At 51.6% G+C, this 26,284-nt stretch carries 20 protein-coding genes and 3 tRNA genes; 4 read left to right on the top strand and 19 right to left on the bottom strand.

The genetic code is table 11. From position 1 onward, the window contains the following. Positions 1–37 precede the first annotated feature (37 nt). From rnr to nnr, 13 genes are all read right to left on the bottom strand, one after another. Complete coding sequence (rnr, locus tag AACS05_RS01840) at positions 38–2,500, bottom strand: ribonuclease R (protein WP_045438967.1); 2,463 nt, start codon at positions 2,498–2,500, stop codon at positions 38–40. Positions 2,501–2,538: 38 nt separating this feature from the next. Further along, complete coding sequence (gene nsrR, locus AACS05_RS01835; RefSeq protein WP_045438964.1) at positions 2,539–2,964, bottom strand: nitric oxide-sensing transcriptional repressor NsrR; 426 nt, start codon at positions 2,962–2,964, stop codon at positions 2,539–2,541. A 232-nt stretch (positions 2,965–3,196) separates the two neighbouring features. After that, the gene (purA, locus tag AACS05_RS01830; RefSeq protein WP_045438961.1) at positions 3,197–4,495 is read right to left on the bottom strand and encodes an adenylosuccinate synthase; all 1,299 of its coding nucleotides are present in this window, start codon (positions 4,493–4,495) and stop codon (positions 3,197–3,199) included. Between the two features lie 102 nt (positions 4,496–4,597). Beyond that, entirely contained in the window at positions 4,598–4,795 is a 198-nt protein-coding gene (locus tag AACS05_RS01825) for a DUF2065 domain-containing protein (protein WP_003025602.1), read from the bottom strand. An 81-nt stretch (positions 4,796–4,876) separates the two neighbouring features. Then, the gene (gene hflC, locus AACS05_RS01820; protein ID WP_045438957.1) at positions 4,877–5,881 is read right to left on the bottom strand and encodes a protease modulator HflC; all 1,005 of its coding nucleotides are present in this window, start codon (positions 5,879–5,881) and stop codon (positions 4,877–4,879) included. A gap of 2 nt (positions 5,882–5,883) precedes the next feature. Next, the gene (gene hflK, locus AACS05_RS01815; RefSeq protein WP_045438955.1) at positions 5,884–7,137 is read right to left on the bottom strand and encodes an FtsH protease activity modulator HflK; all 1,254 of its coding nucleotides are present in this window, start codon (positions 7,135–7,137) and stop codon (positions 5,884–5,886) included. 126 nt (positions 7,138–7,263) lie between these two features. Next, positions 7,264–8,544 (bottom strand): ribosome rescue GTPase HflX, encoded by a 1,281-nt coding sequence (gene hflX, locus AACS05_RS01810; RefSeq protein ID WP_045438953.1) that lies wholly within the window; start codon positions 8,542–8,544, stop codon positions 7,264–7,266. Between the two features lie 73 nt (positions 8,545–8,617). Then, positions 8,618–8,926, bottom strand: a complete 309-nt coding sequence (gene hfq / locus AACS05_RS01805; RefSeq protein ID WP_045438949.1) for an RNA chaperone Hfq — start codon at positions 8,924–8,926, stop codon at positions 8,618–8,620. Positions 8,927–9,010: 84 nt separating this feature from the next. Beyond that, complete coding sequence (gene miaA / locus AACS05_RS01800) at positions 9,011–9,961, bottom strand: tRNA (adenosine(37)-N6)-dimethylallyltransferase MiaA (RefSeq protein ID WP_045438946.1); 951 nt, start codon at positions 9,959–9,961, stop codon at positions 9,011–9,013. Next, the gene (gene mutL / locus AACS05_RS01795) at positions 9,954–11,816 is read right to left on the bottom strand and encodes a DNA mismatch repair endonuclease MutL (protein ID WP_045438943.1); all 1,863 of its coding nucleotides are present in this window, start codon (positions 11,814–11,816) and stop codon (positions 9,954–9,956) included. The genes miaA and mutL overlap by 8 nt, the downstream gene beginning before the upstream one ends. Positions 11,817–11,825: 9 nt before the next feature. Continuing rightward, positions 11,826–13,154 (bottom strand): N-acetylmuramoyl-L-alanine amidase AmiB, encoded by a 1,329-nt coding sequence (amiB, locus tag AACS05_RS01790; protein ID WP_045438940.1) that lies wholly within the window; start codon positions 13,152–13,154, stop codon positions 11,826–11,828. 16 nt (positions 13,155–13,170) lie between these two features. Further along, the gene (gene tsaE / locus AACS05_RS01785) at positions 13,171–13,632 is read right to left on the bottom strand and encodes a tRNA (adenosine(37)-N6)-threonylcarbamoyltransferase complex ATPase subunit type 1 TsaE (protein ID WP_045438937.1); all 462 of its coding nucleotides are present in this window, start codon (positions 13,630–13,632) and stop codon (positions 13,171–13,173) included. Then, positions 13,604–15,151: a bifunctional ADP-dependent NAD(P)H-hydrate dehydratase/NAD(P)H-hydrate epimerase gene (gene nnr, locus AACS05_RS01780; protein WP_045438933.1), complete on the bottom strand. Its 1,548-nt coding sequence runs from the start codon at positions 15,149–15,151 to the stop codon at positions 13,604–13,606. The genes tsaE and nnr overlap by 29 nt, the downstream gene beginning before the upstream one ends. On the opposite strand from nnr, the gene queG reads away from it, so the two are divergent. Further along, entirely contained in the window at positions 15,150–16,289 is a 1,140-nt protein-coding gene (gene queG, locus AACS05_RS01775; protein ID WP_045438931.1) for a tRNA epoxyqueuosine(34) reductase QueG, read from the top strand. The two genes, nnr and queG, sit on opposite strands and share 2 nt — an antisense overlap. 269 nt (positions 16,290–16,558) lie before the next feature. Here queG and AACS05_RS01770 read toward each other — a convergent pair. From AACS05_RS01770 to orn, 4 genes are all read right to left on the bottom strand, one after another. Then, positions 16,559–16,634: transfer RNA gene (locus AACS05_RS01770), tRNA-Gly, on the bottom strand. A gap of 37 nt (positions 16,635–16,671) precedes the next feature. Then, positions 16,672–16,747: transfer RNA gene (locus tag AACS05_RS01765), tRNA-Gly, on the bottom strand. 37 nt (positions 16,748–16,784) lie between these two features. Continuing rightward, positions 16,785–16,860, bottom strand: a tRNA-Gly gene (locus tag AACS05_RS01760). Between the two features lie 199 nt (positions 16,861–17,059). Next, the gene (gene orn / locus AACS05_RS01755) at positions 17,060–17,605 is read right to left on the bottom strand and encodes an oligoribonuclease (protein WP_045438928.1); all 546 of its coding nucleotides are present in this window, start codon (positions 17,603–17,605) and stop codon (positions 17,060–17,062) included. Between the two features lie 218 nt (positions 17,606–17,823). Here orn and rsgA point away from each other — a divergent pair, with 218 nt between their 5' ends. From rsgA to mscM, 3 genes are all read left to right on the top strand, one after another. Continuing rightward, positions 17,824–18,876 carry a small ribosomal subunit biogenesis GTPase RsgA gene (gene rsgA, locus AACS05_RS01750; RefSeq protein WP_190284551.1) on the top strand — a complete coding sequence of 351 codons (1,053 nt, stop codon included), beginning with the start codon at positions 17,824–17,826 and terminating at the stop codon, positions 18,874–18,876. A 92-nt stretch (positions 18,877–18,968) separates the two neighbouring features. Next, positions 18,969–19,937 (top strand): archaetidylserine decarboxylase, encoded by a 969-nt coding sequence (asd, locus tag AACS05_RS01745; RefSeq protein ID WP_045438907.1) that lies wholly within the window; start codon positions 18,969–18,971, stop codon positions 19,935–19,937. A gap of 17 nt (positions 19,938–19,954) precedes the next feature. Further along, complete coding sequence (gene mscM, locus AACS05_RS01740; protein ID WP_045438904.1) at positions 19,955–23,269, top strand: miniconductance mechanosensitive channel MscM; 3,315 nt, start codon at positions 19,955–19,957, stop codon at positions 23,267–23,269. A 49-nt stretch (positions 23,270–23,318) separates the two neighbouring features. On the opposite strand, the gene yjeM is transcribed toward mscM, so the two are convergent. After that, on the bottom strand, positions 23,319–24,821 hold the full coding sequence (yjeM, locus tag AACS05_RS01735; protein WP_045438901.1) for a glutamate/gamma-aminobutyrate family transporter YjeM: 1,503 nt from the start codon (positions 24,819–24,821) through the stop codon (positions 23,319–23,321). Between the two features lie 221 nt (positions 24,822–25,042). Then, a complete protein-coding gene (gene epmA / locus AACS05_RS01730) occupies positions 25,043–26,020 on the bottom strand; it encodes an elongation factor P--(R)-beta-lysine ligase (RefSeq protein WP_045438899.1) in 978 nt (325 codons plus the stop codon). Positions 26,021–26,284 lie beyond the last annotated feature (264 nt).

Genomic DNA, 26,284 nt, shown 5'->3' with positions numbered 1-26,284 from the left:
GCAGTACTTAGCTCACCCGGCTTACTGTTTATGGCCGTTATTCCGCGACTTTCTTTTTCGCCGCGCGTTTAGCTTTGGTGGCAGCAGCGATTTTAAGCGTTTTCGCCGATGGCTTTTTCGCTTTTTTGTCGCCTTTTTTCTCAGTCGCTTTTTTATCCGCCTGAGGTTTAGCTCTGCCTTTCTTCTCGCCACGGAAAGCACTATCCGGCTCGAAATTCACCTTTTTGCCCATCTGACGACGTCTGCCGGTGTTTTTACCTGCATCACCTTTTTTCGCTTTTTCGCGCGCGGTTTTACCCTCATTACGCGGTGCGCGTTCACTGGAGATCAGGCTAAAGTCGATTTTACGCTCGTCCATGTTGACGGCTTCCACACGAACTTCCACACGATCGCCCAGGCGATACATCTGACCGCTGGATTCCCCCGTCAGGCGTTGTCCAACCTGATCAAAGCGGTAATAGTCATTATCCAGTGAGGAGACATGCACCAGACCGTCAATAAACAGCTCATCAAGACGAACAAAGAAACCAAAACCGGTCACGCTGGCAATCACGCCTTTAAAGACATTACCGACCTGATCCAGCATAAAGTCGCACTTCAGCCAGTCAGAAACGTCCCGCGTAGCTTCGTCAGCACGGCGCTCCGCCATGGAACAGTGCTGGCCCAGTTGCAACATCTCTTCCATCGAATAATGGTAGCCCCCCGTTTCCGTGGTGTTACCTTTGTGGCCCTGCTCCTGTGCCAGCAAATACTTAATTGCACGGTGCAAAGACAGATCCGGATAGCGACGAATCGGTGAGGTAAAGTGTGCATAAGACTGCAGCGCCAGACCAAAGTGTCCGCGGTTTTCTGGATCGTAAATCGCCTGCTTCATTGAACGCAGCAGCATAGTTTGCAGCATTTCCGCGTCAGGTCTGTCGGCAATTGATTCCAGCAACTCGGCATAATCGCGTGGCTCTGGTTTGTTACCACCAGGCAGTTCCAGTCCCAGCTCTGCCAGTACGGAACGGAAGGAGGTGATTGCTTCAGTGGTCGGCTTGTCGTGGATACGGAACAGTGCAGGCTCTTTGGCTTTCTCAACGAATCGTGCCGCTGAGATGTTAGCCATAATCATGCACTCTTCAATCAGTTTGTGCGCGTCATTACGCTGGGTCTGTTCAATACGTTCAATGCGGCGTTCAGCGTTGAAGATAAATTTGGCTTCTTCACTTTCAAACGAGATACCGCCACGTTCTTCACGGGCTTTATCCAGCACTTTGTACAGATTGTGCAGCTCTTCAATGTGTTTAACCAGCGGCGCGTATTGCTCACGCAGCTCCTGATCGCCCTGCAGCATGTGCCAGACTTTGGTGTAGGTCAAACGAGCATGGGAGCTCATTACCGCTTCGTAGAATTTAAAGCCGGTTAAACGACCTTTCGACGAAATGGTCATTTCGCACACCATGCACAGACGATCCACCTGCGGGTTCAGCGAACACAAGCCATTGGAAAGCACTTCCGGCAGCATCGGTACGACCTGCGACGGGAAGTAGACGGACGTACCACGATTGCGAGCTTCCTGGTCCAGCGGTGTTGGTGGTCGAACATAATAGCTTACGTCAGCGATAGCCACCCATAAACGCCAGCCGCCACCGCGTTTCTTCTCACAATAAACGGCATCATCGAAGTCACGCGCATCTTCACCGTCAATTGTCACCAGCGGTAAATCACGCAGGTCAACGCGGCCAATTTTGGCCTCTTCCGGTACTTCCTCTTTAAGCCCGGCGACCTGCTTCTCTACCGCCTGCGGCCAGATATAAGGGATTTCATGAGTACGCAAAGCCATATCAACGGCCATGCTAGTGCCCATGTTATCGCCCAACACTTCAACAATTTTACCTACCGCTTTGGTGCGTCGGGTTGGGCGCTGGGTAAGTTCAACCACTACCACAAATCCCATGCGGGCGCCCATTACCTCTTCAGGTGGGATAAGGATATCGAAGCTCAGGCGGCTATCATCTGGTACCACAAACCCTACGCCGGCGTCGGTGAAGTAGCGACCGACAATCTGGCTGGTTTTTGGCACCAGTATGCGCACAATACGTGCCTCGCGACGGCCTTTACGATCCGCGCCCAGCGGCTGTGCCAGAACCTGATCGCCATGGATGCAGGTTTTCATCTGTTCGCTGGAGAGGTACAGGTCGTCTTTACGTCCTTCAACGCGCAGAAAGCCGTAGCCATCACGGTGGCCAATAACGGTACCTTTCAGCAGGTCAAGACGTTCCGGCAGCGCATAGCACTGACGGCGAGTGAAGACCAGTTGCCCATCACGCTCCATAGCGCGCAGACGGCGACGTAGCGCTTCTAACTGCTCTTCACCTTCAATGTTGAGTTCAACAGCCAGCTCATCGCGGTTGGCCGGTTTTTCACGTTTGGTTAAATGTTCGAGGATAAATTCCCGGCTCGGGATAGGGTTCGCGTATTTTTCAGCTTCGCGTTCCTGGAAAGGATCATGTGACATCTCGGTTCCTCCGTTGTCATCTCTGATGAAGATTTTCGTCACTCCACCAGCAATAATTTATAAAGTGGTTGATTATTTTCAACCAAATCGGCAAGTGTGTAGTTGTCCAGTTCCGTCAGAAAACTTTGCACTGCTTTAGAAAGCGCCTGTTTGAGTCGACAGGCAGGGGTTATGTGGCAAAACTCGCTGCTACAGTTGACCAGCGATAAAGGTTCCAGCTCGCGAACCACATCGCCAATACCAATAGCCTTAGCTGGTTTGCCCAAGCGGATACCGCCGTTTTTTCCTCGAATAGCAGTAACGAAGCCCGCCCGGCTAAGTTGATTGATTATTTTGACCATATGATTACGGGACACGCCGTAGACTTCTGTCACCTCAGAAATACTGGTCATACGTCCTTCGGGAAGCGACGCCATGTAGATTAGCGCACGTAATCCGTAATCGGTGAAACTTGTTAACTGCACATCAACCTCAGGAAAAAGGGAAAACGGATAAGCCTGGTAGTATTAATTATATTGATGATAAACCAGCCACCAGCCAGGTCGCTAATTTATTTCAGTTCGGGAAGGAAAAAAGCGAGGAACTTACAAGATTTTAAGCCGGATACCAGCGTAAAACGCCTTATCCGGCCTACAAATGCCCACTCACTGTAGGCCCGACAAGCATAGCGCCACAGGCGCTATGCAACAACCATAATTATGCGTCGAACGGGTCGCGCAGGATCATAGTTTCAGTACGGTCTGGACCAGTTGAGATAATATCAATTGGTACACCGGTCAGTTCTTCAATACGCTTGATGTAGTTCAGAGCAGCCTGCGGCAGACCACTACGTTCTTTCACACCAAAGGTAGATTCAGACCAGCCAGGCATGGTTTCGTAAATCGGCTCGATACCTTTCCAGTCGTCTGCTGCCAGCGGGGTAGTCGTGACTTCACGTCCATCCGGCATACGGTACGCCACACAGATTTTCACCTCTTTCAAACCGTCCAGTACGTCCAGTTTGGTCAGGCAGAAGCCAGACAGGGAGTTAATCTGTACTGCGCGACGCACAGCAACGGAGTCCAGCCAGCCGGTACGACGACGACGACCCGTGGTCGCGCCATATTCGTTACCCTGCTTGCACAGGAACTCGCCGACATCATCAAACAGTTCAGTCGGGAACGGACCTGCACCTACACGGGTAGAGTAGGCTTTAATGATACCCAGCACGTAGTCCACATAACGTGGGCCCAGGCCGGAGCCAGTTGCCACGCCACCAGCAGTGGTGTTGGAGGAGGTTACGTACGGATAGGTACCATGGTCGATATCCAGCAGTGTACCCTGCGCACCTTCGAACATGACAAAATCGCCACGTTTACGCGCCTGGTCCAGCAGATCGGAAACATCAACAACCATAGAGGTCAGGATGTCGGCAATCGCCATCACATCATCCAGCACTTTTTGGTAGTCAACTGCTTCAACTTTATAGAAATTCACCAGCTGGAAGTTGTGATATTCCATCACTTCTTTCAGTTTTTCAGCGAAGGTTGCTTTATCAAACAGATCGCCAACGCGCAGACCGCGACGAGCTACTTTGTCTTCATAAGCCGGACCGATGCCACGACCGGTGGTGCCGATCGCTTTCGCGCCACGCGCTTTCTCACGTGCGTTATCCAACGCGACATGATAATCAAGGATCAGAGGACAAGCTTCAGACAGCAGCAGGCGCTCACGGACAGGGATACCACGATCTTCCAGTCCTTTCATCTCTTTCATCAGCGCGGACGGAGACAGCACAACACCGTTACCGATGATGCTGATGACATTCTCGCGAAGAATACCTGATGGAATAAGATGGAGGACGGTTTTTTCACCGTTGATTACGAGAGTATGGCCTGCGTTGTGACCACCCTGGTAGCGCACAACATATTTAGCCCGTTCAGTCAGAAGATCGACGATCTTCCCTTTACCTTCGTCACCCCATTGGGTGCCCAGTACGACGACGTTGTTACCCATTTTTCAAAATCACCGTTTGCTTAAAAATGGATTCTACCACCGCTTTTTCAGATATACAGCACTTTTTGCATCCAAAAATTCGTAAATTAGTCTACTTATTAATCAGCCAATCGTTTTCCTCAACATGTAGTAGACCACAACGCCCGCAACCACAAGACCGCCGCCAAAACGACGTAAAATATTTTCCGGCAGTTGTGCCATCGCAGAGATCATTTTCTTCCAGGCACTGGGATACAGCATCGGACCAAGACCTTCCAGCACCAAAACCAGCGCGAGCGCCAGCAAAATTGTTGAGTTCATCCGCTGTCCTTATATAAAAAGAAAACCACCGCATCCCTGAGGACGCCGGTGGTTTTACTGGTCTAAAACCGCTGGGCTATTTTAGCGTGTCGCGGAATTCGGTGTCTTCATGTAACGGAAGAAATCGCTGTCCGGACTCATAATCATCACGTCCTGATTACCTTCGAAGCTCTTCTCGTAAGCACGCAGGCTACGGATGAAGGCGTAGAAGTCAGGATCCTGACTAAATGCGTCGGCAAACAGTTTAGCGGCCTCCGCATCACCTTCACCACGCATAATACGGCCCTGGCGCTCAGATTCTGCCAGCGTTTTAGTAACTTCATAGTCCGCTGTTGCGCGCAGTTTTTCCGCTTCTTCCTGACCTTGTGAACGATGGCGACGCGCTACCGCTTCACGCTCAGCGCGCATACGGTTGTAGATAGCCTCGGACACTTCGGCCGGCAGGTTGATTTGCTTGATACGCACGTCGACCACTTCGATACCCAACGCCGCCATACTGTTCGGGTTGATGACCGGTACTTTACCGTTCGTTTCAGCCTGAACACGTTCAGCTGCTTCGGCAATTGCACTATCCGCCGCAGGGGTCGCTACTTCATCTTCCGTGCCAGCAGATCCGGAGTTCAGCGCGTCACGGACTTCCAGGGTCAGACGACCACGAGAATCGGTAACGATGTCTTTTACATCCAGACGACCGATTTCAGAACGCAGACGGTCAGAGAACTTACGTTTCAACAGAACTTCTGCCTGAGAAACATCACCACCGCCCGTTGCCAGGTAGTAACGGCTAAAATCGCTGATACGCCATTTAATGTAGGAGTCAACGATCAGGTCTTTCTTCTCTTTGGTAACAAAGCGATCGGCCTGGTTGTCCATGGTCTGAATACGCGCATCAAGCATTTTCACTGATTCAATAAACGGGATCTTAAAGTGCAAACCCGGTGCAAAAACCAGCGGCTTGTTGTCATCGTCGCGCAGAACTTTACCAAAGCGCAGCGTAATACCGCGCTCGCCTTCTTTGACGACAAAGACAGACATGAACAGAACTACCAGAACGATGATAATAATCGCAATAACTGACTTACGCATCGTTATTCCCCCTGACGCTGGTAGTCGTTACGCTGCGCGTTCGCGCGGCGTTGGTCCATAATATCACCCTGACTGGTGGACGAAGTGCTGCTTGCTCCAGTACTGGAGGTTGATGCCGGTGGCAGACGCAACAGGTTTGAGCTGCTGTCAGATTTTGCTGCTGGCGCATTTCCGCCTTTAAGCATCTGATCTAACGGCAGAACCATCAGATTGCCGCCCTTATCGTTAACCAGAACTTTGCGGGTATGGCTCAGCACTTTTTCCATGGTTTCAATATACAGACGCTCGCGAGTAATTTGCGGTGCGGCTTTATATTCCGGCAGAATTTTTGCAAAGCGAGCCACTTCACCCTGTGCTTCCAGGATGGTTCGCGTTTTATATGCACGCGCTTCTTCAAGAATACGCTGCGCCTGACCATTTGCGCGTGGCTGAACTTCGTTGGTGTACGCTTCAGCTTCACGGATGTATTGCTGCTCGTTTTCACGTGCTGCGATGGCATCGTCAAACGCGGCTTTCACCTCTTCCGGCGGACGTGCAGCCTGGAAGTTGACGTCCAGCAGAGTAATACCCATGTTGTATGGACGAATGGTCTCTTCCAGTTCACGCTGGGTGTCGCTACGAATAACAGTACGCCCTTCGGTCAGAATACGATCCATGGTGTATTTGCCGATAACCCCACGCAAGGCGCTGTCGGTAGCCTGGCGCAGACTGTCATCAGCACTGGTTACGCTAAACAGGTAACGCTGCGGATCGGTAACACGGTACTGCACGTTCATTTCAACGCGCACGACGTTTTCGTCAGATGTCAGCATCACGCCGGATGCAGCAAGCTCACGCACAGCTTCGACGTTTACCGGAGTAACTTCGTCGATAAATGTCGGTTTCCAGTTCAGACCCGGCTCAACCAGATGGCTGAATTTACCGAAGCGTGTCACCACGCCGCGCTCCGCTTCTTTAATGGTATAGAAACCGCTGGCTGCCCAGATAATGACAATTGCCGCTGCTGCGATAGTAAAGACCCGTCCTCCCAGTTGTGGACGCGGGCTTTGCGATGAACTACCGCCACCAGAACCTGTACCTTTACCGCCACCCAGACCACCGAGTTTTTTACTCAGTTTGCGGAAGATATCATCAAGATCGGGAGGTCCCTGCTCACGACCACCTTTGTTTCCATTTCCCTCAGGGTTGCCGCCAGGTTTGCTGCTTCCCCAGGGGTCGCGGTCTTGTCCGTTATTACCGGGCTGATTCCACGCCATGTTTGTGCTCCATATTTGTTATGCGGTGATATACCCCGTTTTTTGCACTACAGGAGCGTTACCGCCTTCCTGCAACCCAAAATTCGATGAGTATTGGGCAAAAAATCCCCAGGCATTTCCTCCCGGTCAGACGATGTAATCTGCCAGGGTCGGTTCTTGTTTACAGAGGCGACGCCAGTCAACGATCGGCATACGAACTTGCAGACCTACGCTGCCATCCTCCTCCATCCACTCTTTTTCTATTGCCTGAAGTTGGTAAAACCGGCTTCTCAGACGCCCTTCCTGCGGCGGTAAACGCAACGTATGCTGCGCAACCTCACCGGAAAGCCGCTCTGTCAAAGCCTGAAAAAGTTGTGGTATACCAATGCCAGTTTGCGCAGAAACCCAAACGCGGATTGGTTTATTCTCTTCATCTCTGTCGATACGCGGTTCAAAATCATCCAGCATATCGATTTTATTCATCACAAGCAGGGTCGGGATCTCGTGCGCGTCGATCTCTTCGAGAACCGTATCCACAGCCTGAATATTTTCCTGCACACGGAAATCTGCCGCATCAATAACGTGCAGCAGCAATGTCGCCTGACGCGTCTCCTGCAAGGTGGCTTTAAACGCCGCCACCAGGTCGTGCGGCAAATGACGGATAAACCCGACGGTATCCGCCAGCACAGTTTCACCGACATCCGCTACGTCTATACGACGTAGTGTAGGATCCAGGGTCGCAAACAGTTGATCTGCTGCGTAGACCCGGGCTTCGGTTATCTGGTTGAACAAGGTGGATTTTCCGGCGTTGGTATATCCCACCAGTGAGACGGTTGGGACATCCGCTTTCTTGCGCGATTGCCGCCCCTGCTCACGTTGCTTTTCAACTTTTTCCAGGCGCGACTGTATCTGCAAAATGCGATTACGCAGCAAACGACGGTCGGTTTCGAGCTGGGTTTCACCCGGACCACGCAAACCAATACCGCCCTTTTGCCTTTCAAGGTGAGTCCAGCCACGGACCAGGCGTGTAGCCATATGACGCAACTGCGCCAGTTCAACCTGCAACTTACCCTCATGGGTACGTGCACGCTGGGCAAAAATATCTAAAATGAGGCCAGTCCTGTCGATGACAAGACACTGGCATAACTGTTCCAGGTTACGTTCCTGGGCAGGGCTTAGAGCATGATCAAAAATCACCACCGCAGCGCCTGTCGCTTTCACGGCTTCCGCAATTTCGATTGCCTTACCTTCACCAACAAAAAACTTCGGGTGCGGTGCTTTACGGCTCCCGGTAATCACCTGCATTGCTTCGACACCGGCGGAAGAAACCAGAGATTCAAACTCCTGGAGGTCTTCCATATCTTTGTCTTGCGAAAAATAGATGTGTACCAGTACCGCCTGCTCACCGGCATCATAACGGTCAAACAAGCGTCAACCCCTTAATATATATCAACGGGGAACGCAGGATCTCTGGCTCCCCGTGTGTAAAACAGCCAAAACCTTATTCGGTTTCTTCGCTGTCCTGTTGCGCAGATGAACCCTGCGCGTTGCTACCGTGATGGTAGTTACTGCTGGTGCCGCCGGTGGCGTTATTGCTGTGATGAGAAACCGGGCGAGACGGGACAACAGTAGAAATCGCGTGCTTATAAACCATCTGGCTGACCGTGTTTTTCAACAGGATCACGAACTGATCAAAAGACTCGATTTGACCTTGCAGCTTAATACCATTCACCAAATAAATAGAAACTGGAACACGTTCCCGACGCAGTGCGTTCAGGAACGGATCTTGTAAAGATTGCCCCTTAGCCATTCTCTCTTTTCCTTATATGCTTATTTGTACTTTGAACCTTTCGATTCTGAAAAATTGCGCACGATACGTTTCAATTGTACACATTCAGTTCGCGATAGCACCAACAACCTGTAATACTTCGTTTCGCGCCTGGTCAGGCTTTTCACTGTCAAGCCAGTGCACCCCATCCCAACCACGCAACCAGGTTACCTGCCGCTTCGCCAACTGCCTCGTGGCGCAAACACCTCTATAAACCATTTCATCATATGAGATTTCACCTTCAATGTATGACCACATCTGGCGATACCCAACACAACGAATGGAAGGCAAATCCGTATGCAAATCTCCTCGGGCAAAAAGCGCCCGGACTTCTGCTTCAAAACCTGAAGCTAACATCTGATGAAAACGCTGCTCAATTCGCTGATGGAGCAGTTCACGGCTCGCCGGGGCGATAGCAAACTGATGCACCTGATACGGCAAAGCATCTCCTGACGTTTGCGTCAGCTCCGTTAAAGTTTTACCCGAAATGAAAAAAACTTCCAGTGCCCGGGAAAGTCTTTGCGGATCATTTGGATGAATCCGCGCTGCGGCAACAGGATCAACCTCCTGAAGCTGCCGATGTAACGCGTCCCACCCAAGCTCTGCCGCCTGCTGTTCAATTCTGGCCCTGACCTCCGGATCCGCCGACGGTAACGGCGACAACCCCTCAAGCAAGGCTTTGAAATATAACATTGTGCCGCCTACTAACAGCGGGATGCGCCCCGCTGCAGTAATATCAGCCATCTCGGCTAGCGCATCGCGACGAAAATCCGCAGCAGAATACGCCTGTGCCGGATCGCGAATATCCAGCAATCGGTGCGGTGCAGCCTTTAGCTCTTCAGCATCGGGCTTGGCGGTACCGATATCCATCCCCTTGTAAATAAGGGCGGAATCAACGCTTATCAACTCTACAGGCAAAACTTTACGCAATTCAATTGCTAATGCCGTTTTACCAGAGGCCGTTGGCCCCATTAAAAAAATTGCCTTTGGCAGGCTCGCCTTACTGATATCACTCATGTTTCAGGGCGTTCATTACCGAATGTAAATCAACAGGTTGTAACAGACCACCCGGCGGCGCCTTCACAAGCTGCGGACAGAGCCGCTCAACATCCGCCAACAGCGTAATAGCCTGAGCCATGCTCCACTGCGGATGTTCACTCATCAGGTTACGCGCAATCCACTGTGCAATGTTGCCATGTTCGAATACGGACTTCTGCGCCAGGTAGCCTATCAGTTCAGGAATCAAGATTTGTAAATTTTGTTGGCGTAAGGGTAAAGGCACTGCTCGGATGGTCACATGCTGCGCATCCAACTGAAATTCAATGCCCAAATCCGCCAACTGGCTTTGCGCTTTTTGCAAAGCCGCCTTTTCATCTGCGGTCACTTTCAAACGCAACGGGATCAGCAATGGCTGAGCACAAACAGGTCCCTGTCCCGGCGTCAACTGCGCCTGACGCAACCAACGTTCAGCTACCGGTAGCGCCAACAGCCGGATATGTCCGTCACATTCGAGTAACGCGCAGTCTGCACCGACGATTGTCAAGACTCGGCCAAAACTTTGGCTGTGTCCGGCAAGAGAAGACTCTGCCACGTTGGGTACAGCGGATTTGTGCGTTGGAACCGGAGCAAGTGTCTGAAGTAGTTGTTGGTAAACTTCACCCTGTTGCTTTTGATACCCAGGCTGAGCATGCGGCCAACTGGCAGATGCCTGGCGACCGCCACCACTCCCTGCCGATACGGAATAACGCGGCGTAGTGGGTTCACGTGCTGGCGCAGGTTCTGCAAAGTGATTACGTCCCGCCGCAACCCGGTTTTCCGGGATATGCCTTGGTAGAGGATCTTCATCACCCTCCAACGGAAGCGATGTTTCAAGCTGTTGTTGCAGTACGCTCAGCACCCCCTGATAGATAAAATCATGCACCAGGCGGGACTGATGGAAGCGGACTTCATGTTTGGCAGGATGCACATTTACATCCACCTGATGCGGGTCAATTTCCAGATACAAGACAAATGCGGGTTGTTGATCGGCCCCTAACTTGTCTTCGCAGGCCTGGCGGATAGCGTGGTTAATCAGCCGGTCACGCATCATACGACCATTCACGTAGCAGTACTGAATTTCTGCCAATGCCGCAGTGGTGTGATTCGGGTCAGCTACCCAGCCCCGCAACGTCAAATCGCCATGCTGCCACTCAATAGCCAGCGCCTGCTCCAGAAATGGCGTGCCACAAATAGCACCCAGTCGACGCTCTTTTTGCCCATCGGCTGTCACCGCGCGGTACTGGCGCATTATTTTACCGTTGTGCGACAAATTTATCGTCACGTCAAAACGCGCCAGCGCAATGCGTCGGATGATTTCGTCAATATGATTAAACTCGGTTTTCTCGGTGCGCATGAACTTGCGCCGCGCTGGCGTGTTGTAGAATAAATCCAGCACTTCCAGCGTAGTACCCACCGGATGCGCAGCAGGTTTAACCGTCACATCCATATCGCGCCCTTCAGCATACGCCTGCCAGGCTTCGGGTTGTTCTTGTGTACGGGACGTCAGGGTTAAACGTGAGACAGAGCTGATACTTGCCAGCGCCTCCCCGCGAAACCCGAGACTAACGATAGCCTCGAGATCGTCAAGTGAGGCTATTTTACTGGTGGCATGGCGAGCCAGCGCCAGCGCCAGCTCGTCTTTTTTGATACCACAGCCATTGTCACGAATACGGATAAGCTTTGCACCACCGCGTTCAATATCAATATCAATACGTGTAGCACCCGCATCAAGGCTGTTTTCCACCAGTTCTTTTACTACCGACGCAGGCCGTTCTACCACCTCACCTGCGGCAATCTGGTTCGCCAGCTGTGGCGGTAGAACCTGAATCGGCATGGCTAATCCTTAATTTGTTAACGTATCACCCGGTGATACAGCGCTGGCTGTTTGTGACGGTGCGCCCTGCGGCCCCGTTTGCATAGGGTGCGCCAGGAAGTAGTTACGCAACCCTTTATAAATCGCCTCTGCCAGTTGCTGCTGATAATCATCGCTCGCCAGCAGGCGCTCTTCACTGTTGTTACTGATAAAACCGGTTTCAACCAGTACTGACGGGATATCAGGCGAGCGTAATACGCCAAGGCTGGCGTGCTCTGGTCGACGTTTGTGCATCGAACCAATACGCTCTAACTGGCCGATCATACTGGTCGCCACATCATACCCTACACGCTGTGAATGACCGAACTGCAGGTCCAGCACCGCCTGGCTTAAGTACGGATCGGACTGACTGTTTGCCAGCACATCCCCCGCACCACCCAACAGCTCAGATTGCTTCTCATGCTGTTCCAGCCAGCCGGCCATTTCACTGTTGGCACGACGGTTTGACAGTACCCACACGGAAGCGCCGGTGGCATCCCGGTTTGGTGCAGCATCCGCATGAATAGAGACCAGGAAATTGGCATTTTGTTTACGAGCGACGTCAGAACGCCCCATCACCGAAATGAAGTAATCGCCATCACGGGTAAGCACGCCTTTAAACATCGGGTCGTCATTCAGCAAGCTACGCAGCTTACGCGCAACCGCGATAGTGACGTTTTTCTCCCGCGTACCGCCAGGCCCGATAGCGCCGGGATCTTGCCCACCGTGTCCTGCATCGATAGCGATAACGACTTTATCGCCATTGTTGTTGGTCGCCCGGGCGGCAGGTCGCGTGACCGTATTGCTGTTGGTCACGGCAGTTGTACGATTGCTTTCCGTTTTAAACGGATTGCGTGCAGGCTCAACCGAACGCGGGGCAAGAACCGGCGCTTCAACACGCTTCACGACCACTGGTGGAGGTGGAGGCGGTGGAGCATCGGCTTTGATCGTAAACACGACAGTATAGTTACCACCGTTTTGCCGTTTCACGGCTTCAGCTTTCCCGTTTTCGGTTAAATCGACGACCAGCCGCAGAGACTGCGCGTCATTCGGCGTGCCGGAGCGGATCGCCTTCACTAGATTATTGCCACTAAACAGCAGCGGTAATCCCTGAATCACACCGGATTGTTTGATATCCAGCGCGACAGTTCGTTTCCCGTCCTGCGATACGCTGTATTCAGGATCGCCAATAAAACTTAACGTGATCCGCGCCTGTTGGTCACCGTTGGAAACCTGAAGATCCGAGAGGCTGGCGGCTCCTGCCTGCGCGCACAGCAGGACCAGGGTTGCCATCAGCCAGTTTCTGATGCGATAAATCATCCCGCCACCCTTAAGATTAATCGGCTAAACGCGCCAGCAATAAATCACCCGATGAGGAGACTGCACTTACGCGCGCCTCCCGACCTTGCGCCTGGTACTCAATATGTATTTCGACGTCCGGGTCAGGAAGCACACCTTTACCTTGTTGCGGCCATTCCACCAGGCAAATTGCATCATTGGCAAAATAATCTCGGATCCCCATAAACTCCAATTCTTCCGGGTCCGCAAGTCGATACAGATCGAAGTGATACACCATCAGGTTATCGAGTGAATAGGGTTCAACCAGTGTGTAGGTGGGGCTTTTTACATTGCCTTTGTGACCCAACGCCTGCAGGAATCCCCGGCTAAAGGTGGTTTTACCCGCACCCAGATCGCCGTACAAATAAATAACAGTTGCGCCGTCACAGGCGTTGGCTACCCGCAGTCCCAGGTCTAAAGTCGCCTGTTCATCAGGTAGCGGAATTACTCGATTCATCATGATAAACGTCAATCACATCAGGGTTAACAATACGCTGTAGCGTGGTAAAGAGATCTGTCGCCAGCATGCCGCGAGTTCCAAAACGCGCTGCCAGCACATCCGCCGCCGCACCGTGCGCGACACATCCTGCACACGCTGCATCATACGGGGTAAGCTTCTGTCCGAGCAATGCACCAATAATACCGGAGAGCACATCGCCCATACCGCCGCTGGCCATTCCTGCATTGCCGGCATCAATAATACCCAACGCATTTTGTTCGGAGGCCACAACCGTACCCGCACCTTTCAGCACCACTACACCTCCGTACCGTTTTACCAGACGTTGTGCAGAAAGTAAGCGATCGTTTTCAATTTCTGCTATGGAACAGCCCAGTAGTCGCGCGGCCTCACCTGGATGCGGCGTGATCACGCGATTGTGACGTTTATCGGGGTTGATTGCCAGCAGGTTAAGCGCATCAGCGTCCCAGAGCATTGGTTTACGAAAATTCTCCACTTTTTGCAGCGCTTTTTTGCCCCACTCCTGCTGCCCAAGCCCAGGACCAATGACCACCACATCCGCCCATTCCAGATTTTCCTCCAGCGCATGCGGCGTTAGCGTATCCACCATCAACTCCGGACGGGCAGTCAGGATTGGCGCAATGTTTTCGCTGCGGGTCAGAACTTTAACCAGCCCGGCACCTGCGCGAAGTGCGGCTTCACCGGCCATACGTATTGCACCAGCAGTGCCATGGTCGCCACCAATAATCACCAGTCGCCCGTGGGAGCCTTTATGCGATGTCGGTCGGCGCGGCGTTAACCAGTGGGCAAGTTGCGAAGCATCAAAACGCTGAACTGGCACTTCCTGCCCTGCAAGCCAGGTCTCCAGCCCAAGAGCATTAAAATGAAGATGCCCAGTGACATCACGCGCTTTACCGGTTAACAGTCCCGGTTTTAACGCAATAAAAGTGACGGTATGCGCGGCACGCATCACCGCACCTGGCGTCGCTCCTGTCTGCGCCAGCAGACCGGACGGAATATCTATCGCCACCACGGGAGCAGGGTGCGAATTAGCCAATTCGATCAATGCAGCCAGAGGGGCGCGCGGTGCATGTTGTAAGCCGGTACCGAGCAGCCCATCAATAATGACATCCACCTTTTCCGGCCAGATAATATCTGGAGCATGGATAACGCCCCCTGCATTCAGCCAGGCGTCACGCGCCTGCTGCGCCTCTTCAGGGAGAGGCTTGTCACTCTCCTGCGCCAGTAATGTGACGTTAATACCCACCGCTTTGGCAAGCCTTGCGACCACATAGCCATCCCCACCATTATTTCCGTGGCCACAGAGCACCAGCCAGTGCCGGGAGTCCGGGTACGCGTCGCAGGTAACCTTAAATGTTGCCTCTCCCGCTCGTAGCATCAGTTCATAAAGAGTCAGCCCAAGACTGTCTGCAGCCTCACGTTCCGCTCTCTTGATGTCATCGGCGTGCCAGATGGAGTGTGGTATACTTGCGAGGTTTTTCTTCATTGTATGGTCCGTCATGTCAGAGCCCCTCGATCTCAATCAGTTAGCGCAAAATATTAAGCAGTGGGGGCTGGAACTTGGCTTTCAGCAGGTCGGTATTGCCGATACCAACCTTAGCGAAGCCGAACCCAAACTGCAGGCATGGCTGGATAAACACTATCACGGCGAGATGGACTGGATGGCCCGTCACGGCATGATGCGTGCTCGTCCCCAGGAGTTATTGCCCGGGACTTTACGCGTCATTAGCGTACGAATGAACTATCTCCCTGCCAACGCGGCCTTTGCCAGCACCTTAAAGAATCCGACCCTGGGCTACGTCAGTCGATACGCACTGGGGCGTGACTACCATAAACTACTGCGTAACCGCTTAAAAAAACTGGGAGAGATGATTCAGCAACACTGTGTTTCGCTGAATTTTAGACCTTTTGTTGATTCTGCGCCTATTCTTGAGCGTCCACTGGCGGAAAAAGCCGGGCTTGGATGGACAGGTAAGCACTCACTTATCCTTAACCGTGAAGCCGGTTCATTTTTCTTTCTGGGTGAGTTACTGGTTGATTTACCTTTGCCAGTGGATCTGCCAGCAGAAGAAGGATGTGGGAAGTGTGTCGCCTGCATGACCATCTGCCCGACTGGTGCGATCGTTGAGCCGTACACCGTAGATGCCCGTCGCTGCATTTCTTATCTCACCATTGAGCTGGAGGGTGCAATTCCGCAAGAATTTCGCCCACTGCTGGGAAATAGGATCTATGGCTGCGATGACTGCCAGCTCATTTGTCCCTGGAATCGCTATTCGCAGTTAACCGTAGAAGACGACTTTAGCCCACGCAAACAACTCCACGCCCCAGAGTTAATTGAACTGTTTAGCTGGAGCGAAGCGTGGTTTTTAAAAGTCACAGAAGGTTCTGCCATTCGTCGTATTGGTCACTTGCGCTGGCTACGAAATATCGCCGTCGCGCTGGGTAATGCCCCCTGGGATGGGGCTGTTATCAATGCGCTGGAAAATCGCCGAGGTGAGCACCCACTTCTCGATGAGCACATAGAATGGGCGATTGCGCAGCAAATTGAGAAGCGAAATGCCTGCGTGGTTGAAGTGCAACTGCCGAAGAAGCAGCGCCTGGTCAGGGTCATTGAAAAAGGCTTGCCACGTGACGCTTAAGTCATCCACAGCTTGTGTATAAAAATAAAAACACATTGATATTCAAGAGGGAAAAAATCGTCAAGTGATCGCATTAACAGTTTGAAATGATAATTAATTCAACGTATTCAATTAATTACAAAGATACTATTCACCCGGCTAAGTTTTTTGCATTCCAGGAATAATATCCGAACCTGTGGATAAGTCTGTTTACAAGAGTATGTCAAAGACAAAAGAAAACAGCCCCAACGCGATAATTCGTTGTGGATATGTTTATTGAGATAAGAATTTGGAGCGGGAAACGAGACTCGAACTCGCGACCCCGACCTTGGCAAGGTCGTGCTCTACCAACTGAGCTATTCCCGCTTGGGTGTGTCTGTGCTTGATAAGCACTTTCAAATTTTGGAGCGGGAAACGAGACTCGAACTCGCGACCCCGACCTTGGCAAGGTCGTGCTCTACCAACTGAGCTATTCCCGCTTGGGTGTGTCTGTGCCTGATAAGCACTTTCAAATTTTGGAGCGGGAAACGAGACTCGAACTCGCGACCCCGACCTTGGCAAGGTCGTGCTCTACCAACTGAGCTATTCCCGCACAATCTTCGATGAAATTTGTTGCTGTCGTAATTCGCATTTCTGCGTCGTTACGGGAGGCGCATTATACGAGAAATCCGTTTAGCTGCAACCCCCCTGAATACGTTTTTTTTAAAAACTCGTTCAAGTGATTACTTTGCAATCAAGCTGAACAATTTAACGTCAAATACCCGGTTACGCAAGCGCACCGGGCATAGAAATCAAAGCTTAATAAAATGCTCGCGATAGTAAGCAAGCTCAGCAACCGACTCGCGGATATCGTCCATCGCCTGATGCGTTCCCTGTTTTGTGAAACCATCGAGGATCTCTGGCTTCCAGCGACGGGCCAGCTCTTTCAGAGTACTAACGTCCAGATAACGATAATGGAAATACGCTTCCAGTTCCGGCATGTATTTAAACAGGAAGCGGCGATCCTGACCGATACTGTTGCCGCAAATAGGTGATTTCCCTTCCGGAACCCACTCTTTTAAAAATGCTAACGTCGCAAGCTCAGCTTCACGATCACCCATCGTGCTCGCCTTTACGCGCTCCACCAACCCACTACCTGTATGCGTTCTGACGTTCCAGTCATCCATTAATGCCAGCTGTTCATCAGACTGATGTACCGCAATTGTTGGTCCTTCAGCCAGAATATTCAGATTGGCGTCAGTCACCAGGGTAGCGATCTCAATGATGCGATCGCGCTCGGGATCCAGACCGGTCATCTCCAGATCGATCCAAATCAGGTTGTTTTCATTGGCACTCATGCTATTTTCCACCCTTCTTACGTGACGATACGCGAAACCATTCATGCTGCATCAAGGCGGCAAGGAAAGAAACCCTGAGGGCATAGAAAACTATGTGGCCTGGGTTTCTGAGCATAGCCAGTGCTGGGGCAGCGTGAAGGATGAAGCGTATATATTCATCTAAAATTGCGTGTATCATAGATGTTTTGCCCATAATGGGCGATCAGGAGCCAGTACGATTGAGTAAAAATAAACTCTCCAAAGGCCAACAGCGCCGCGTGAACGCAAATCACCAGCGTCGTCTTAAAACGTCCACGGAGAAACCCGACTACGACGACAACTTGTTTGGCGAAACCGCTGAAGGCATTGTTATCAGCCGTTTTGGTATGCATGCCGACGTGGAATCTGCTGATGGTGAAATTCACCGCTGCAACATCCGCCGTACAATTCGTTCGCTGGTTACCGGCGATCGCGTGGTCTGGCGTCCGGGTAAAACGGCAGCCGAAGGTGTCAATGTTAAAGGGATCGTTGAAGCGGTACATGAGCGCACTTCCGTTCTCACACGCCCGGATTTTTATGACGGCGTGAAGCCCATTGCTGCCAACATTGACCAAATCGTTATTGTCTCAGCCATCTTACCTGAACTGTCATTAAATATTATCGACAGGTATCTGGTGGCCTGCGAAACGTTACAGGTTGAGCCAATTATCGTACTCAACAAAATCGATCTGCTGGACGACGAAAGCATGGCTTTCGTAAATGAGCAGATGGATATCTATCGCAATATTGGCTATCGCGTATTGATGGTATCAAGCCGCACAAAAGACGGTCTGAAACCGCTTGAAGAGGCATTGACCGATCGTATCAGCATTTTCGCCGGTCAGTCTGGCGTAGGTAAATCCAGCCTACTCAACAACCTGCTTGGCCTGCAGGAAGAAATCCTGACCAATGATGTCTCCGACAACTCCGGCCTTGGACAACACACGACTACCGCTTCTCGCCTGTACCACTTCCCGCACGGCGGTGACGTCATCGACTCCCCCGGCGTACGTGAGTTCGGGCTGTGGCACCTTGAACCGGAACAAATCACGCACGGCTTTGTCGAATTCCATGATTACCTGGGCCATTGCAAATACCGCGACTGCAAACATGATGCAGATCCAGGCTGCGCTATCCGTGAAGCTGTAGAGAAAGGAGCGATAGCCGAAGTTCGCTTTGAGAATTATCACCGTATCCTCGAAAGCATGGCTCAGGTAAAAACGCGTAAAAACTTTTCTGATACAGACAACTGACAACTAAGCTAAGCATCGCTAGAATCGTCCCCTTTTTTTCAGGATCCGGCCCACACGCTGGATCAGGAACAAATTATGGCCTGGAGGCTACCTTGTTAAACTCATTTAAGCTTTCGCTACAATACATTCTGCCAAAACTATGGCTCACTCGCCTGGCGGGTTGGGGTGCGAGCAAACGAGCAGGATGGCTAACTAAGCTGGTTATCGATCTGTTCGTGAAATATTACAAGGTCGATATGACAGAGGCGCAAAAGCCGGACACCGCCAGCTATCGCACCTTCAATGACTTCTTTGTCCGCCCATTACGTGACGATGTACGCCCTATTAATACCGATCCAAATGTTCTGGTCATGCCGGCTGATGGCGTGATTAATCAACTGGGAAACATCGAAGAAGATAAACTTCTGCAGGCCAAAGGGCATAGCTATAGCCTTGAAGCGCTGCTGGCAGGCAACTACCAGATGGCGGACAAATTCCGCAATGGTACGTTTGTAACCACTTACCTCTCGCCGCGTGATTACCACCGCGTACATATGCCGTGTAACGGTATCCTGCGGGAAATGCTGTATGTGCCTGGCGACCTTTTCTCAGTAAATATCCTGACCGCGCAAAACGTACCGAACCTGTTTGCCCGTAACGAGCGCGTTATTTGTCTGTTTGATACTGAATTCGGCCCGATGGTACAGATTCTGGTTGGCGCAACCATCGTCGGTAGTATTGAAACGGTTTGGGCCGGCACCATTACTCCGCCGCGTGAAGGAGTCATTAAACGCTGGACATGGCCTGCCGGTGAAAGCGAAGGTTCCGTGGCGCTGCTAAAAGGTCAGGAAATGGGCCGCTTTAAGCTCGGTTCAACCGTTATTAACCTGTTTGCACCAGGCAAAGTTAACCTGGTTGAGCAGTTGCAGGATCTTTCGGTCACTAAAATCGGTCAACCGATGGCAATTTCTACCGAGTCTTTCGTAACGCCAGAAGCTGAACCTAACCCACTGCCGAAGGAAGAAATCGAAGCAGAACACGACGTCAGCCCGCTGGTTGATGACAAAAAAGACGAAGGTTAAACATAGGAATCGCTGCTGTGCGCCTGATTATCACTTTACTGATGGCCTGGTGCCTCAGCCTGGGGGCGCACGCTGCGACGGCCCCCGATGCCAAACAAATCACTCAGGAACTGGAGCAGGCCAAAGCGGCTAAGCCCGCTCAGCCAGAAGCCGTTGAGGCGCTCCAGTCCGCGCTGAATGCCCTTGAGGAGCGTAAAGGCTCCCTTGAGCGTGCCGAACAGTATCAGCAGGTTATTGATAACTTCCCCAAACTGTCCGCAACGTTACGCGCGCAGCTTAGCAATCTGCGTGACGAACCGCGCAGCGTGCCGACTGGCCTGACTACTGATGCGTTAAACCAGGAGATCCTCCAGGTCAGCAGCCAGTTGTTGGAAAAAAGCCGCCAGGCCCAGCAGGAACAAGATCGCGCACGCGAAATCGCCGACTCATTAAGCCAGCTTCCGCAACAGCAAACCGATGCGCGCCGCCAGTTAAATGATATTGAGCGACGTCTGGGGGCAGCCAGCAGCAACTCTCCACTGAATCAGGCGATGCAGGCTGAATCGGCCAAACTCAAAGCCCAGGTCGATGAGCTGGAACTGGCACAGCTTTCCGCGAACAACCGCCAGGAACTGGCGCGCATGCGCTCCGAACTGGCAGAAAAACAGAGCCAACAACTCGACGCGTACCTGCAGGCATTACGTAATCAACTCAATAGTCAGCGTCAGCGTGAAGCCGAGCGGGCGCTGGAAAGCACCGAACTACTGGCAGAGAACAGTGCGGGGCTGCCAGAAGGCATTGTTGACCAGTTCAAGGTTAACCGTGAGCTGTCTCAGGCCTTAAACCAGCAGGCGCAGCGTATGGACCTGGTCGCCTCTCAACAGCGGCAGGCCACCAGCCAAACGCTGCAGGTGCGACAGGCATTAAATACGTTGCGGGAGCAGTCACAGTGGCTTGGTGCCTCGAATATGCTGGGAGAAGCCCTGCGCGCGCAAGTCTCCCGCCTGCCAGAAATGCCTAAGCCTCAACAGCTAGATACAGAAATGGCGCAACTTCGCGTACACCGAATGCGCTATGAAGATCTCCTTAATAAACAGCCGCAGTTGCGCCAGATCCATCAGGCCGATGGACAACCACTTACCGCAGAGCAAGAGCGTATCCTCAACGCCCAACTGCGTACTCAGCGTGAACTACTGAACTCCCTGTTACAGGGCGGCGATACGCTGATCCTCGAATTGACCAAGCTGAAAGTCTCCAAAAGCCAACTGGAAGATGCGCTGAAAGAGGTCAATGAGGCAACTCACCGCTATCTGTTCTGGACGTCTGACGTCAGCCCAATATCACTTTCCTGGCCTGTCGACTTAGTCCAGGATCTGCGTCGTCTTATCTCATTAGACACGTTTAATCAGCTTGGCAAAGCCAGCATTATGATGTTGACCAGCAAGGAAACGCTGCTGCCGCTTTTCGCAGCGCTGGTGTTGGTTGGGTTTAGCCTCTATTCGCGCAAGCACTTCACTCGCTTTCTCGAACGATCGTCAGCGCGGGTGGGAAAAGTAACCCAGGATCATTTTTGGCTGACGTTGCGCACGGTGTTTTGGTCGATACTCGTCGCTTCCCCATTGCCGGTACTGTGGGCAACTCTGGGTTATGGTTTGCAGGAAGCCTGGCCCTATCCTCTGGCCGTCGCGATAGGCGATGGCGTTACAGCAACGGTACCAATGCTGTGGGTAGTGATGATTTGCGCTACCTTCGCACGCCCTAACGGTTTGTTCATTGCCCACTTTGGCTGGCCGCGTAACCGTGTCGCTAAGGCAATGCACTATTACCTGATGAGTATCGGACTGATTGTCCCGCTCATCATGGCGGTGATCATGTTTGATAATCTCAATGACCGGGAATTCTCTGCCTCTCTGGGGCGCCTGTGCTTTATTTTGATTTGTGGGGCACTGGCGCTCGTGACCCTGAGTCTGAAACGCGCCGGAATACCGTTATATCTCGATAAAGAGGGCAACGGTGACAACATGGTCAACAGTATGCTGTGGAATATGCTGATGGGCGCACCACTCATTGCGATTCTCGCGGCTGCCGTAGGCTACCTGGCAACGGCGCAAGCACTGCTGGCTCGTCTGGAAACATCCGTAGCTATCTGGTTCTTATTGTTGGTGATTTATCACGTCATTCGCCGCTGGATGCTGATTCAGCGCCGCCGTCTGGCATTCGATCGCGCCAAACATCGACGGGCAGAAATGCTGGCACAACGCGCACGTGGTGAAGAAGAACCGCCGCATTCCACCAGCCTTGAAGGGGCGATTGATGTCGATGAAAGCGAAGTGGACCTTGACGCTATCAGCGCACAATCACTGCGCCTGGTACGTTCTATCCTGATGCTGATCGCCCTGCTTTCGGTTATCGTGCTGTGGTCAGAAATTCACTCTGCCTTCGGCTTCCTGGAGAACATCTCATTATGGGATGTCACCTCCACGGTACAAGGCGTAGAAAGCTTAGAGCCGATAACGCTGGGCGCGGTATTAATTGCGATTCTGGTGTTTATCATCACCACTCAGTTAGTACGTAACTTGCCCGCGCTGCTGGAGCTGGCACTGTTACAGCATCTGGATTTAACACCCGGCACGGGTTATGCCATCACCACCATTACCAAATACCTGCTGATGCTGATTGGTGGCCTGGTTGGCTTCTCAATGATTGGTATTGAGTGGTCCAAACTGCAATGGCTGGTTGCCGCGCTCGGTGTGGGGTTGGGTTTCGGTTTGCAGGAGATCTTCGCCAACTTTATTTCCGGCCTGATCATCCTGTTTGAAAAACCCATCCGCATTGGCGATACGGTGACAATTCGCGATCTTACCGGTAGCGTGACGAAAATTAACACCCGCGCCACCACAATCAGCGACTGGGACCGTAAAGAAATCATCGTGCCCAACAAAGCGTTCATCACCGAACAGTTCATCAACTGGTCGCTATCCGACTCGGTCACTCGTGTGGTGTTAACTATTCCGGCACCGTCGGAGGCCAACAGCGAGGAGGTCACGCAAATCCTGCTTACCGCTGCGCATCGCTGTTCGCTGGTTATCGACACCCCGGCACCGGAAGTCTTCCTGGTTGATCTTCAGCAAGGGATTCAGATCTTCGAATTGCGTATCTATGCCGCAGAAATGGGACACCGCATGCCATTGCGCCATGAGATCCATCAGTTGATTCTGGCGGGCTTCCGTGAGCATGGCATTGATATGCCATTCCCACCATTCCAGATGCGTCTGGAAAGCCTGAATGGTAAGCAAACAGGGAGAACGTTAAGTTCTGCGGGCAGAGGCAGTCGTCCGGCTGGAAGCTTGTAATGGGTGTCTTGCCGGATGGCAGCGCTAACGCGTCTATCCGGCAAGATGATTACTCAGCCGCCCACTCTGGCTCACAGGCCATGCGACGACTGTAGTTCTGATAAATCGCCATGGCCAGCAGTGAGAAGAATATCGGGCCACCTATCATCCACAGCGCACTGTTCCAGTCTCCGGCTTCAATCACTGGCTGGATGATGGTAAATACGTTGGCAAACGTTACCACCAGCACCACCACGCTCGTTGCCAGCAACGTTGCGGCCCGGGTTTTAAAAATCACAAACGGCCTTTCCAGCCCCTCACGGGATTTAAAGAAAGGGAAAGCCAGTGCAAGGAACAGATACGGCAACGTCATTGATACGTTCGCCATCAGCGTCAGTTTGTTATAAAACGCGGAAGCAGTATCGCCACCAAATGAAACCAACAGAATAAACAGGCTCACCAGCAGACACTGCATCCACATTGCCATCGTCGGCATACCCATGGTATTCAGCTTCGTCATTGGCGCAGGCCACAATGCTTTTGGCGTTCCCTGAATAATTGCTTTCAATGGCGAGTAGCTGAGCGTAAAGAAAGCACCGGTATAAGCGAGGAACATGGAAAGCCCAGTGATACGCGCAAACCAAATGCCCATGGTCATCGCAGATTCAGGAGACAAATGCAATGCATTACCCAATGTCACCCCCAGACTTTTCATCAGGATATAAGTAATATTGCCAAGGTTAACCGAGCTATTACTTAATACCTGCTGCCAGTTGGTGCTAACGCCCCATAAAAATATGGCCAGCGAATAACCAATTGAAATCACTATTGCGGCAAAAACAATTCCTTTTGCAAAGTTCTTTTCTGGTTTATCCGTTTTATCAACCAGCCCACCCACAGCTTCAATTCCACCATAAGCAAAAATAGCAAATACAACAAATGACAACATGGCCAGACCGGACTGATATCCCGGATTGGGTGAGGAGACAAAATTAATATCCTGCGCAAAGTGACCACCTGTTAATAACAAAATAGCGATACTCGCTAACAACAAAACTAAATTAAGACACATTACGGCAATTCCGCCTACAGCCGTAATACGGGCAATTTTATTAATACCTTTGGAAGCGACACCCGTCACCAAAATCATCCAGCCTACGGCGAGCAACCCAACAACCTGCGTTGGCTCAAGTCCCGCGATACGCCATTGCTGCGTCATATCTGCGCCGAATAAAAAGGTGGAAAAAGGCACCCAGACTTTTGCCGCGGTGCTCACCATCCAAATCACATAAGAGGAGAACCACATAAACGTACCGATAAACGCATAGCGCGGTCCAACGCTATTATTCATCCACGAATAGATCCCCCCTTCTTCTTTACGATAGGCAGATCCCATTTCCGCCATCATTAAGGCAAATGGAATAAAGAATAATAATGCAGAAAATACATACCATGGAATGGCGCTATAACCCATTAAATAAAAAGCTGAAGGGCTATTTGCAAATCCGAAAACTGACGTGAATATCATAAGGATGAGGCCTGACAGGCTCATCTTCTTTATTGTTTGGGTCATTAAACTATCCCTTACTCTGGAACGCGCAGGTTAAACCGCGTCCACATGTTTACACTGTCCTCCAGGCGGAGGTCAGCCATCAAAAAATCAAACCAGAATTGATACCTGAATAACGGCAAATATCCAGATTTAAACTGTGTCTATAAAGATGAAATTGAAAAAAAAAGCTACAAAATGGCGCATTACGCGCCATTTATTTTACTGCGGGGAGATTTTCAGATTCACGCCCTATCGACGGTAAAGGCGATAACATCGGCCAGGCTATCAGCACCCAGCGCCAGCATCACCAGACGATCAACCCCAAGCGCCACACCGGAACAATCCGGCATACCGACCTTGAGCGCTTCAAGCAGGTTGTTGTCGATTGGCTGCTGCGGCAAGCCACGAGCGGCACGTTTGCGATTATCCTGCTCGAAGCGTTGCTGCTGCTCACGCGCATCGGTCAGCTCATGGAAACCATTCGCCAGTTCAATACCCTTGTAGTAAACCTCAAAACGTTCAGCAACGCGGTGATCTTCGGTACTAATTTGTGCCAGCGATGCCTGGCTGGCCGGGAAGTGATACACAAACGCCGGTTTGTCTTTCCCAATATGTGGCTCAACCCCCATCGTAAACAGCAACTGTAACAGGGTATCCCGGTCTTCTTCAGTATCAGCGATGTTGCTGAGATCCAATTTAGCCGCCACTTCACGCAATTGGGTCTTATCCGCTGACAGTGGATCGATTTCCAGATGACGCTGGAAGGCTTGCTGGTATGAGAGGCTTTCCGCAGGGGAACAATCCAGCACTTGCTGGAGTAAATCATCCACTTCATTCATCAGGCGATACATGTCGTAATGGGGACGATACCACTCGAGCATGGTGAATTCAGGGTTGTGATGACGTCCCATCTCTTCATTACGAAAGCTTCTGCACAGTTGATATACCGGGCCGCATCCTGCCACCAGCAGGCGCTTCATATGGTATTCCGGGCTGGTCATTAAATAGAGGTTCATCCCCTGAGAATGTCCAGGGCCAACGAAACGCGTTTCGAACGGGAACAGGTGAATGTCCGTAACCGTCGCCTGACTCATACAAGGTGTCTCAACCTCAAGCACGCCACGATCGGCAAAAAAGCGACGAATCTCCGCTATAATTGCAGCTCGTTTTAACAGATTGGGGATGGACGCGCTCGGCTGCCAGGTTGCCGTTTCGCTCATGGTTATTTCTCCGATTTAAGACAAGGGCACGAAGTCTACTCGTATCGCGTTAGCGAGACAAATTTCACGCGGGAATAATAAACACTGGCTGGCGGGTAAAAAAAGCAACATTGGGTGGTTTAGTAATTAAATTAATCAAATTCAATGATAATTCAGCCCTCTGATACGCTAAAAAAATCGAACACGTCAAATTTCCCTCACATCCCTAAGACTATACTATTGTACCTATAAAGGAGCAGTGGAAACGCGTTCATAACCTGTCTG

The organism is Citrobacter sp. S-77 (assembly GCF_963864895.1).
In the GTDB taxonomy this organism is placed as follows: domain Bacteria; phylum Pseudomonadota; class Gammaproteobacteria; order Enterobacterales; family Enterobacteriaceae; genus Citrobacter; species Citrobacter murliniae.
Note: the sequence above shows the minus strand (reverse complement) of the source record. Positions and strands in the feature narration are given on the sequence as shown.

What these genes read in the sequence shown, in the direction of transcription:
- hflK (WP_045438955.1), bottom strand. Translation starts at nt 7,137, where the DNA reads ATGGCGTGGAATCAGCCCGGTAATAACGGACAAGACCGCGACCCCTGG.
- purA (WP_045438961.1), bottom strand. Translation starts at nt 4,495, where the DNA reads ATGGGTAACAACGTCGTCGTACTGGGCACCCAATGGGGTGACGAAGGT.
- hfq (WP_045438949.1), bottom strand. Translation starts at nt 8,926, where the DNA reads ATGGCTAAGGGGCAATCTTTACAAGATCCGTTCCTGAACGCACTGCGT.
- epmA (WP_045438899.1), bottom strand. Translation starts at nt 26,020, where the DNA reads ATGAGCGAAACGGCAACCTGGCAGCCGAGCGCGTCCATCCCCAATCTG.
- yjeM (WP_045438901.1), bottom strand. Translation starts at nt 24,821, where the DNA reads ATGACCCAAACAATAAAGAAGATGAGCCTGTCAGGCCTCATCCTTATG.
- nnr (WP_045438933.1), bottom strand. Translation starts at nt 15,151, where the DNA reads ATGACGGACCATACAATGAAGAAAAACCTCGCAAGTATACCACACTCC.
- mutL (WP_045438943.1), bottom strand. Translation starts at nt 11,816, where the DNA reads ATGCCGATTCAGGTTCTACCGCCACAGCTGGCGAACCAGATTGCCGCA.
- tsaE (WP_045438937.1), bottom strand. Translation starts at nt 13,632, where the DNA reads ATGATGAATCGAGTAATTCCGCTACCTGATGAACAGGCGACTTTAGAC.
- hflC (WP_045438957.1), bottom strand. Translation starts at nt 5,881, where the DNA reads ATGCGTAAGTCAGTTATTGCGATTATTATCATCGTTCTGGTAGTTCTG.
- orn (WP_045438928.1), bottom strand. Translation starts at nt 17,605, where the DNA reads ATGAGTGCCAATGAAAACAACCTGATTTGGATCGATCTGGAGATGACC.
- queG (WP_045438931.1), top strand. Translation starts at nt 15,150, where the DNA reads ATGTCAGAGCCCCTCGATCTCAATCAGTTAGCGCAAAATATTAAGCAG.
- AACS05_RS01825 (WP_003025602.1), bottom strand. Translation starts at nt 4,795, where the DNA reads ATGAACTCAACAATTTTGCTGGCGCTCGCGCTGGTTTTGGTGCTGGAA.
- rnr (WP_045438967.1), bottom strand. Translation starts at nt 2,500, where the DNA reads ATGTCACATGATCCTTTCCAGGAACGCGAAGCTGAAAAATACGCGAAC.
- amiB (WP_045438940.1), bottom strand. Translation starts at nt 13,154, where the DNA reads ATGATTTATCGCATCAGAAACTGGCTGATGGCAACCCTGGTCCTGCTG.
- miaA (WP_045438946.1), bottom strand. Translation starts at nt 9,961, where the DNA reads ATGAGTGATATCAGTAAGGCGAGCCTGCCAAAGGCAATTTTTTTAATG.